Below are 9,926 nucleotides of genomic sequence, written 5' to 3'. Positions count from 1 at the left end.
GGGCGGTCCTGACGCTCTTTGGGACGCCGTTCGGGCGGCGGCTCAGGTGACATCAGGAAGGCTTCGCCGTCGCGCGACTGCAGCGCCAGCGCCGCGGCGATATCGGCCATCGGGACGTCGTGGTCGCGCTCGTAGTCCTCGACCAGGCGGCGGAACAACTCGAAACCGGGCGAGCCGACGCTGTCGGTGATGGAATCGGCGAATTTCGCCACCCGCTGCGCGTTGACGTCCTCGACGCTGGGCAGTTCGGCCTCGGTGAGCTTCTGCCGCGTCGCCTTCTCTATCGCCTTGAGCAGGTGGCGCTCTCGCGGCGAGACGAACAGCAGCGCGGCACCCGACCGCCCGGCCCTGCCGGTGCGCCCGATCCGATGCACATACGACTCGGTGTCGTGCGGGATGTCGTAGTTGAGCACATGCGATATCCGCTCGACGTCCAATCCGCGGGCGGCCACATCGGTGGCAACCAGGATGTCGAGTCCTTTTGCGCCGCCCTCCTTCAGCGCGGCGATGGTCCGCTCGCGCTGGCTCTGCGGAATATCGCCGTTGATCGCCGCTGCGTTAAACCCGCGGGCACGGAGCCTTTCGGCTACCTCTTCGGTCGCCTGCTTGGTGCGGACGAAGACGATCATCGCCTCGAACGGCTCGACCTCCAGAACCCGGGTCAGCGCGTCCATCTTGCGCGGACCGGCGACCTGGATATAGCGCTGCGAAATGTTCTCGGCGGTAGCGGTTTTCGCCTCGACCTTGATTTCGGTCGGGTCGTGCAGATACTTGGCGGTGAGTTTGCGGATCGCTGGCGGCATGGTCGCGGAGAACAGCGCGACCTGTTTGTACTCGGGCGTCTCGGACAGGATCCGTTCGACGTCCTCGGCGAAGCCCATGGTGAGCATCTCGTCGGCCTCGTCGAGCACCAGGTAGTCGATTCGGGAGAGATCCAACGTTCCGCGTTCGAGGTGGTCGATGACACGGCCCGGAGTGCCGACCACCACCTGCGCGCCACGTTTGAGGCCGGACAGTTGCACCGCGTACGAGGACCCGCCGTAGATCGGCAACACATTGATCCGTGGCAGGTGGGCGCCGTAGCGGCTGAACGCCTCGGCGACCTGCAGCGCCAGCTCGCGGGTCGGCGCCAGCACCAGCGCTTGCGTCGCTTTGTTGTTGGTGTCGATCTTGGACAGGATCGGGATCGCGAAAGCGGCTGTCTTGCCCGTCCCGGTCTGTGCCAGCCCCACCACGTCCGACCCGGCCATCAAAGCCGGAATCGTCGCCGCCTGAATCGCCGACGGTGACTCGTAACCGACGTCGGCGACGGCCTGCAAGACCGAAGGGTGGATTTGCAGGTCGGCGAAGGTCGTGGGCGCGCTGTCCGGTGAGGCCATTTCAGACAAAGTCTAAAGCGTCGTGAAGCGCCGCTCGGCCACGCCTGCCACGTCGAAAGGGCCGGTGAGGGTACGGTGCGACCTTGTGTGGAGACGACACGGCGGTGTCTTACGGTTGACTGGCCTTGCCGCTGCCGCACTGATCGCCGCGACGGTGGCCGGCTGCGGGTCGGGTGACTCGACCGTCGCCAAGACGCCGCAGGCGACGACAGCCGGTCCGACCTCCGCGGCCCGCGCACCGGGCCCGCCGGCCGCGGCCCCAACCAGCAGCACCTCCGCAGCCCCCGACCCCTGCGCGATCAACCTCGGCGCGCCCGCGATCGCCCGGGCGGTGTCGGAACTCCCCCGCGATCCCCGCAGCCAGCAGCCGTGGAACCCCGAGCCGCTGGCCGGCAACTACAACGAATGCGCCCAGTTATCAGCGGTGATCGTCAAGGCCAACACCAACGCCGAGAGCCCCAATACCAGGGCGGTGATGTTTCATCTCGGCAAGTTGATACCGCCGCAGGGAGCGCCCGAGACCTTTGGATTCAACGGGATCGACACCTCGCAGTGCACCGGCGACACGGTGGCGTTGGTGTACTCCGGCGGTATCGGCCTGCCCAGCGTCGTGAAGTTCCGCTGGAACGGTAACGGGGTGGAGCTGATCGCCAACGCCGGACACTAACGAAGCCGCCCACGGCGGCGGTCGATCTGTCGGTCCGTCGGCCTACAGTGGCTGCTGTGTTCATGGCAGGCGACAGCATCATCTACAGCGCGTCGGATCTCGCGGCCGCCGCTCGCTGTGAATACGCCCTGCTGCGGAATTTCGACGCACGGCTCGGCCGCGGTCCCGGCGTCATCGTCGAGGACGAATTACTAGCGCGCACCGCCGCTCTCGGTGACGAGCACGAGCGACGCCGCCTCGAACAGCTGCGGGAGGAATGCGGCGACGGCGTGATCGTGATCGGCCATCCGGCCTACACCGTTGCCGCGCTCACCGCCGCCGCCGCGGCAACGCAACGCGCCATCGACGCCGGCGCGGCGGCGGTGTATCAGGCGACGATGTTCGATGGCCGCTTCGTTGGCTTCGCCGACTTCCTCGTCCGCGATGGGGACCAGTATCGGGTTTCCGACACCAAGCTGGCCCGCTCGGCGAAGGTCACCGCGCTGCTTCAGATCGCGGCCTACGCGGATACCTTGAGCCGCTCGGGGATCCCGGTATCTCCGGAAGCCGAGTTGGTGCTCGGCAACGGTAAGGCGGTGCGCTACCGCGTCGACGAGCTGATCCCGGTCTACTCCGAACAGCGGGCGAGGTTGCAGCGATTGCTCGATGAGCACCATGCCGATGGCACACCCGTGAGCTGGGGAGACGAGCGGGTACACGCATGTTTCCGATGCCCGGCCTGCGAGGAACAGGTGCGCGCAACCGACGATCTGCTGCTGGTCGCGGGCATGCGGGTAAGTCAGCGCGCCAAGCTGCTCGACGCGGGCATCAACACGCTGGCCGAACTGGCCGCCCACACCGGGCCTGTTGCCGATCTACCGGCGCGCACGCTGGAAAAGCTGGTAGCGCAGGCCAAACTTCAGGTCCGCCAACGCGATACCGGCATACCGCAGTTCGAGGTGGCCGACCCGCAGCCATTGGCACTGCTGCCCAATCCCGACGACGGGGATCTGTTCTTCGACTTCGAGGGCGACCCGCTGTGGACGGCCGACGGCGCCGACTGGGGCCTGGAGTATCTGTTCGGCGTCTTGGAAGGCGGCCGGTCGGGGGGTTTCCATCCGCTGTGGGCTCACGACCGCCGAAACGAGCGCAAGGCATTGGTCGACTTCCTCGCGCTGGTGGCCAAGCGGCGCAGGCGCTACCCGAACATGCACATTTACCACTACGCCTCGTATGAGAAGACGGCGCTGCTGCGCCTTGCCGGACGCCATGGCGTCGGGGAAGACGAGGTGGACGAGCTGCTCCGCAGCGGGACTCTGGTCGACCTGTATCCGATTGTGCGCAAAAGCATTCGCGTCGGGAGCGAATCGGTCGGCCTGAAGGCGCTGGAGCCGCTGTACATGGGCTCGCAGCTGCGCTCCGGTGATGTCACCACGGCGGCCGACTCGATCACCCAGTACGCGCGATACTGCCAGCTACGCAGCAACGGCCAGTCCGACGAGGCAGTGACCGTGCTGAAGGAGATCGAAGACTACAACCTCTACGACTGCCAATCCACCCGTTCCCTGCGGGACTGGCTGCTGATCCGGGCATTCGAATCCGGCACCACACCGATTGGCGCCCAACCTGTTTCGGACGACGACAGCATCGAGGAACATGACCCGCTAGCGTCCACCCTGGCGGCGTTCACCGGAGAAGCCGAGGTGGGCGTGCGCACTGCCGAGCAGACCGCGGTTGCGATGGTGGCCGCGGCACGGGGCTATCACCGCCGCGAGGACAAACCGTTCTGGTGGGCGCATTTCGACCGGCTGAACTACCCGGCCGATGAATGGGCCGACGACACCGACGTCTTCATGGTCAGCGACGCCACCATCGCCGTCGATTGGGACAGGCCGCCGCGAGCTCAGAAGCTGCAGCGACGGCTACAGCTGACCGGCGAATTGGCGCGCGGCGCGCTCAACCGCGACGTCTTCGCGCTCTACGAGCCACCGGCCCCGCCGGGCCTGACCGACAACCCCGATCGACGGGCGGCAGGCCGCGCTGAGGTCATCGAGGTCGACGATCCGACCGTGCCGACTCGAGTGGTGATTCGGGAACGAACACCGCAGGACGGCAACACTTTTCATCAACTTCCGTTCGCCCTCACTCCCGGCGCGCCAATCGGGACCAAGCCGCTTAAAGAATCGATCGAATCGACAGCCGCCGACGTCGCCGCTGGGCTGCCGCAACTCCCCCGCACCGCCCTGTTCGATATTCTGTTACGCCGCCCGCCCCGAACCCGAAGCGGCGCGGCACTTCCGAGGAGTCGCCACCACATCGAGGACATCACTCAGGCTATTACAAAAGCCGTGCTCGACTTGGACTCGTCGTACGTGGCGGTGCACGGTCCGCCCGGAACCGGCAAGACATACACCGGCGCACGGGTCATCACGCAGCTGGCAGCCGAGCACCGCTGGCGCATCGGTGTAGTCGCCCAATCGCATGCCGTGGTGGAGAACCTGCTCGACTGTGCGATCGATGCCGGCATCGATCCGCAATGCGTCGCGAAGAAACCATCCGACAACCAAGACGTCCGCTGGCAACGGATCAGCGAGCAGGAATACGCCGGGTTCATCGCCAGCACAGCTGGTTGCGTGATCGGCGGCACCGCATGGGACTTCGCCAACCCAACCCGCGTTCCGCGCGGCAGCCTGGATCTGCTGGTGATCGACGAGGCCGGCCAGTTCTGCCTGGCCAACACCATCGCGGTGGCATCGGCTGCGGCGAACCTGCTGCTGCTGGGCGACCCGCAACAGTTGCCTCAGGTCAGCCAGGGCACCCATCCCGAGCCGGTAGACGGATCCGCGCTGGGCTGGCTGGTCGAAGACCACCGCACGTTGCCGGCCGAGCGTGGCTACTTCCTGGACCGCACGCACCGCATGCATCCGGCGGTTTGCGCACCGGTGTCGGCGTTGGCGTATGAAGGCCGATTGCAGTCGTACACCGAACTCACCGCCGCGCGTCACCTCGACGGATATCCACCCGGGGTCCAGGTCCTTCGGGTCCGCCACGAGGGCAACTCAACCGAGAGCCCCGAGGAGGCCGACGCGATCGTGGCGCAGATCAGGTCGCTGGTGGACGCGGCGTGGACCGATGAGCGCGGCACCCGAGCCTTGACGCCCGCCGATGTGCTCGCGTTGGCGCCCTACAACGCGCAGGTGGTGCTGCTGCGACAGCGGCTGGCGGTCGCCGGGCTCGGCGACGTCCGGGTGGGGACCGTCGACAAGTTCCAGGGCGCGCAAGCGCCGGTGGTGATCATTTCGATGACGGCTTCCTCGGTGGAGGATATTCCGCGCGGAATTCCGTTCCTGCTCAACCGAAACCGGTTGAACGTGGCGATCAGCCGCGCACAATATGCGGCTGTGATCGTGCGCGCTGAGGCGTTGACCGACTACCTGCCCAGTGCACCCGGGGGTTTGGTGGACCTGGGTGCGTTCCTGGCCCTGACGGTCTCGCGCGCTCCGGCCGGCGTCGGAGCGCCGACCGGCTACTGATCCCGGAAGGACTGTCGTCCGTAGTCGACGGTGTCGTCCGGATCCGCGCGGTAGTGCCGGTTGCGCGGCCGCGGCGACTCGGATCGATCTTCGTGCCGCTCATGCCGCGACGGCTTGAGCGGCGGCGGCGAGAATTCCTCGATCGGCCGGAAATGCTGCTCGTCGTCGACATGAAACCCATTGTGAGCGAAGCCTATTGGTTCGACCTCTGGCGCGGGGTCATCGAGCAGGCTGCGCCACGATTCGACAGGTGCGCTGTGCCACATCTCGGCGGGCGCCGGTCGTGGGTGCTCGGTGTGCACGGGCAACGGTTCCGTCTCGTCATCCTGGACACGGGCCTGAGTCGGCCGCACGGCGTGCGACCGGTCAGGTGAGGCGGTGCGCGCGGGCGACAACGTGTATTCGACGTAGTCGTCGTCATCGTCGAAGCCATCCCGGAAGCCTTGGAAGGCATCGTCGTGGCCGACGAGATGGCCAACTCCATGGTCGTTTGCAATGTCGGGTGAAGCGCTGGGCCGTACCCGAATTCGCCGAGTCCGCCCCTCAGAACCACCCTGGTGGCCGGCGCTGCCGTCGCCCGTACCGGTCCGCGGCCGCTGATCGTTGGCGAGCGCCGAGCCGGTGGAACCGATCATGAACAGCGCCGCGGCGACGCCGAACAGCGCGACGAACGCCGGCAGCAGCATCGACTGGGACATCGCCGCCGAGAACGGTTCGCGCAGGAATTCCGGCAACTGCAGCGCCATGCCCTTGGCGCCCTGCGGACCGAACGCCTCGCCGTCGGGCATCGGCGGCATCTCGGACTTGATCCTCGACGTCATGAAGGAGGCCATGCCCGCACTGCCCAGCACCGCACCGACCTGACGGGTGGCGTTGAAAACGCCGGAACCGGCGCCGGCCAACCGCGGCGGCAGGTTGCGGGTCGCCGTCGCGGCCAGCGGCGACCAGATGAACGCCATCCCGATACCCAACGCAATGAACGGCAGCACCAACTGCCAGATCGGCGCGTACGGCGTCACCGCGATCGAGAGCCAGGTCAGGCCGATCGCCAAGGCCGAGAATCCGAAACCGACCACCGACCGGGGGTGGGAACGGTCGACGATGTTGCCGACAATCGGCGCAAGGAAACCACTGGTAATCGCCATCGGCGCGATCAGCAGCGCCGAACGCGTTGGTGACAATCCGCACACCGCCTGCGCGTAGAACATCAGCGGCAAGAACATCCCGGTGGCAGCAAATGCGATGACCACCCCAGCGAGATTGGCGAGGCTGAAGTCGCGGTCACGGAAGATGTCCAGCGGTATCAACGGTTCCTCGGTGCTGACCGATTGCCGGTAGACGAACCCGGTCATGAACCCGACACCGGCGACGAAGACCGCCCAAATCCACGGCGCCCAGCCACCTGACTGCCCCTCCTGCAGCGCGAAGACGATCAGGAACATCGCCAGTCCGGACAACCCCACGCCAATCAGGTCGAATCGATGCTTGTGCGTGGGCAACACCGGCATCAGCCGGAACGCCAGCGCCAGACCGAGGATGCCGATCGGGACGTTGACGAAGAAAATCCATGCCCAGCCAAGGGCGTCGACCAGCACACCGCCGGCCAACGGCCCAACCAGCGTGGCAACGCCGGCGGTAGCACCCCACACGCTCATCGCCATCCCGCGGCGTTCCGCCGGGAAGATGCGGGTGATCACCGACAGCGTCTGCGGGGTCATGACCCCGGCGCCGATCCCCTGCACAACCCTGGCGGCGATCAGCATGCCGATGGTCCCCGACAGGCCACACCACAGCGAGGCGGCGGTGAATACTGCGAGGCCCATCAAATACAGGTTTTTCGGACCGAACCGGTCACCGAGTCGGCCCGCCACCAGCAACGGAACCGCGTAAGCGAGCAGGTAGGCGCTGGTCACCCAGATCACCATGTTGTAGCCGGTGCCGAGCTTGATCATGATGCTGGGGTTGGCGACCGCGACGATCGTCGAGTCGAGCAGGATCATGAAGAAGCCGACCATCATGGCCCAGAGCGCGTCCCAGGGACTTGCGGCGTTGGTGCGCTTGGTGCCCGCCGGCCCGCCAGCGCGTGGCGGGCCGCCGCCCGTACGCCCGCAAGCAGTCGCCGTGGTCATATCCCTACCTCGTCTTGGCTCCATACCTTGCTGCCGGACGCCGCCTGCCGCCGCTCCAGCTGACCGGAACGCACCGAGCCCGCAAACTCGCGCAACCACAAGAGCTCGGCCTGCATCGTTGCCAGCAAGTAGTCCAATGCCACCAGATACCCACCTGGCGTGACACCGGCATCGCGAAGCGCCATGATTTCGGCGGCTCGGGCCTCCAGCGCCCCGACGCGGTCATCGACCGCGTTCGCCGCGGCATCACTACCCAGGGTATCGACCTCGGCAAGTGCGACGACGAACTGCGGGAACTCATGGACCGGCGTGGAGATCAATTGGCGCACCCGCTCAGCAAGCGCCTCAGCGCCGGCGTCGGTGATCTCATAAATGGCACGCTCGGGCCGCCGGCCATCCCGAGTGGTCGCCGTCCGCCGGATCAGTTTCTCCTCGGTCAACCGGTCGACGACGTGATACAGCGATCCTGGCCGGACCTTCACGATGCGGTCCGCGTGTCGTTGGACGAGGGTCTGAAACATCTCGTAGCCGTGCATTGGGCGCTCCCTTAGCAGCGCCAACACCGAGATACCCAACGAGGTGAGTTGGTAGGCCATCGACCATCCGTCCGGATTGGCGGGCTGCACCGGCTCTTCGTCGGGCTGGGCGCGGCCACGCATCGTCAGGGAGGGGTTTCCAGCGGATTATTCCCGCTGGAGTAATCGCACTAACACCTGCCCCACGTTTCGTGGCACCGGCGCTAGCCTGAAGGCAGTCCACACAGCACGCGCCGGACGACGATGCGGGCCGCCTAACGGCCCGCTGAGGAGCCGGCAATCAGTCGGAGGCATCTATGAGAGCCGGACGGACGGACGCAGCGGACGACTCGCTGCCCGACACCACCAACGGCAAGCCCAAGGCTTCGGCACGGGCATTAGCGCACATCATCGAGCGCAGCTCGCGGATTCAAGGACCTGCGGCGACGGCATACGTGGACCGCCTACGCCGCGCGAACCCGGAGGCTGCACCGTCCGTAATCGTCGCCAAGCTGGAGAAGCGGTACGTGGCCGCCGTCACGGCCAGCGGCGCAGCCGTGGGTTCGGCGGCGGTGTTACCAGGGCTAGGCACACTTGCCGCACTGTCGGCTGCCGCTGGGGAGACGGCGGTGTTCCTCGAGGCCACCGCGTTCTTCGCGCTGGCGATCGCGGCGGTGCACGGCATCCCGACCGAGAACCGGGAGCGACGTCGCGCCCTAGTGCTGGCCGTGTTGGTCGGCGACGACAGCAAGCACGCGATCGGCGAACTGCTCGGTCCGGGCCGGCGAAGCGGCGCGTGGCTGTCGGAGGGCGTGGCGTCGGTGCCGATGGCCACGCTGGCACAGTTGAATTCGCGGTTGCTTAAGCGCGCCGTCAGGCGGTTCGCGCTGCGGCGCAGCGCGCTGCTATTCGGCAAGATGCTGCCGATCGGCATCGGCGCCGTGATCGGCGCCATCGGCAACCGGCTGGTGGGTAAGAAGATCGTGCGTAACACCCGCAAGGCGTTCGGTACGCCGCCAGCCAGATGGCCAGTCACCCTGCACCTGCTGCCGTCGGTTAACGACGCCGAATAGCAGCGCTGCGTCGGCCCGTACGGTGCGGGTCAAGACACGTGGCGGATTGTCGGCAAAGGGTTAGCCTTTATGGGGCGGAAACTGTCGGGGCCGCCGCAGGTCAGATGCGCCGACACCGTGTGCAGGAAGTGGCAAGCGTCACGTAGCGCGCTTGCCGGACAGAGGAATCGAGGCGAGCAGCTGCCGTGAGCAGTACGAGTTCACCATTCGGCCAAAACGAATGGCTGGTCGAGGAGATGTACCGCAAGTTCCGCGAAGACCCCTCCTCGGTCGACCCGAGCTGGCATGAATTTCTGGTCGACTACAACCCTGAGCCAACCGGCGACGGTTCGACCACAGCTGATGAGCCGACGCCCGCGGCTCCTGCCGCCGAAGCGGTGCCGGCCCGTTCACCCGCGCAGTCGGCGCCTCCGGTCCCCACTGCCGCCGCCGGCAACGGCGTGACCAGTGCCCCGGTGACCCCACCCAAGCCGGCCGGCCCGGTACCGGGCGAAGATGACGAGGTTCAGGTGCTGCGCGGTGCGGCCGCCGCCGTCGTCAAGAACATGTCCCAGTCGCTGGATCTGCCGACAGCCACCAGCGTTTGGGCTATCCCGGCCAAGCTGATGATCGACAACCGCACCGTGATCAACAACCAGCTCAAGCGCACCC

The 9,926-nt window shown here is 66.7% G+C and carries 7 protein-coding genes; 4 read left to right on the top strand and 3 right to left on the bottom strand.

Features of this window, described 5'->3' with window-relative positions; genetic code table 11:
* A partial coding sequence (locus VKI00_RS13620; RefSeq protein ID WP_324438147.1) for a DEAD/DEAH box helicase occupies positions 1-1,379 on the bottom strand: 1,379 nt, incomplete at its 3' end.
* An 85-nt stretch (positions 1,380-1,464) separates the two neighbouring features.
* On the opposite strand from VKI00_RS13620, the gene VKI00_RS13615 reads away from it, so the two are divergent.
* A complete protein-coding gene (locus tag VKI00_RS13615; RefSeq protein ID WP_414687190.1) occupies positions 1,465-2,046 on the top strand; it encodes an LppP/LprE family lipoprotein in 582 nt (193 codons plus the stop codon).
* A gap of 56 nt (positions 2,047-2,102) precedes the next feature.
* Positions 2,103-5,558 (top strand): TM0106 family RecB-like putative nuclease, encoded by a 3,456-nt coding sequence (locus VKI00_RS13610; protein WP_324438143.1) that lies wholly within the window; start codon positions 2,103-2,105, stop codon positions 5,556-5,558.
* On the opposite strand, the gene VKI00_RS13605 is transcribed toward VKI00_RS13610, so the two are convergent.
* Together VKI00_RS13605 and VKI00_RS13600 are read right to left on the bottom strand one after the other, a co-directional pair.
* Complete coding sequence (locus VKI00_RS13605) at positions 5,552-7,687, bottom strand: MFS transporter (RefSeq protein WP_324438141.1); 2,136 nt, start codon at positions 7,685-7,687, stop codon at positions 5,552-5,554. The genes VKI00_RS13610 and VKI00_RS13605 overlap by 7 nt on opposite strands.
* A complete protein-coding gene (locus tag VKI00_RS13600; protein WP_324438139.1) occupies positions 7,684-8,346 on the bottom strand; it encodes a PadR family transcriptional regulator in 663 nt (220 codons plus the stop codon). Before VKI00_RS13600 ends, VKI00_RS13605 begins: the two co-directional genes overlap by 4 nt.
* 173 nt (positions 8,347-8,519) lie before the next feature.
* Here VKI00_RS13600 and VKI00_RS13595 point away from each other — a divergent pair, with 173 nt between their 5' ends.
* Both VKI00_RS13595 and VKI00_RS13590 read left to right on the top strand, forming a co-directional pair.
* Positions 8,520-9,275 carry a hypothetical protein gene (locus VKI00_RS13595; RefSeq protein WP_324438137.1) on the top strand — a complete coding sequence of 252 codons (756 nt, stop codon included), beginning with the start codon at positions 8,520-8,522 and terminating at the stop codon, positions 9,273-9,275.
* Between the two features lie 185 nt (positions 9,276-9,460).
* Positions 9,461-9,926: 2-oxoglutarate dehydrogenase E1 subunit family protein (locus VKI00_RS13590; RefSeq protein ID WP_414687189.1), on the top strand; the 466-nt coding region annotated here is incomplete at its 3' end.

The sequence above is a fragment of the Mycobacterium sp. genome (assembly GCF_035314665.1).
Taxonomy (GTDB): Bacteria; Actinomycetota; Actinomycetes; order Mycobacteriales; family Mycobacteriaceae; genus Mycobacterium.
Note: the sequence above shows the minus strand (reverse complement) of the source record. Positions and strands in the feature narration are given on the sequence as shown.

Bases quoted from the DNA above. Each gene is read 5' to 3' on its own strand.
- VKI00_RS13605 (WP_324438141.1), bottom strand. From the start codon at position 7,687: ATGACCACGGCGACTGCTTGCGGGCGTACGGGCGGCGGCCCGCCACGC.
- VKI00_RS13600 (WP_324438139.1), bottom strand. From the start codon at position 8,346: ATGCGTGGCCGCGCCCAGCCCGACGAAGAGCCGGTGCAGCCCGCCAAT.
- VKI00_RS13595 (WP_324438137.1), top strand. From the start codon at position 8,520: ATGAGAGCCGGACGGACGGACGCAGCGGACGACTCGCTGCCCGACACC.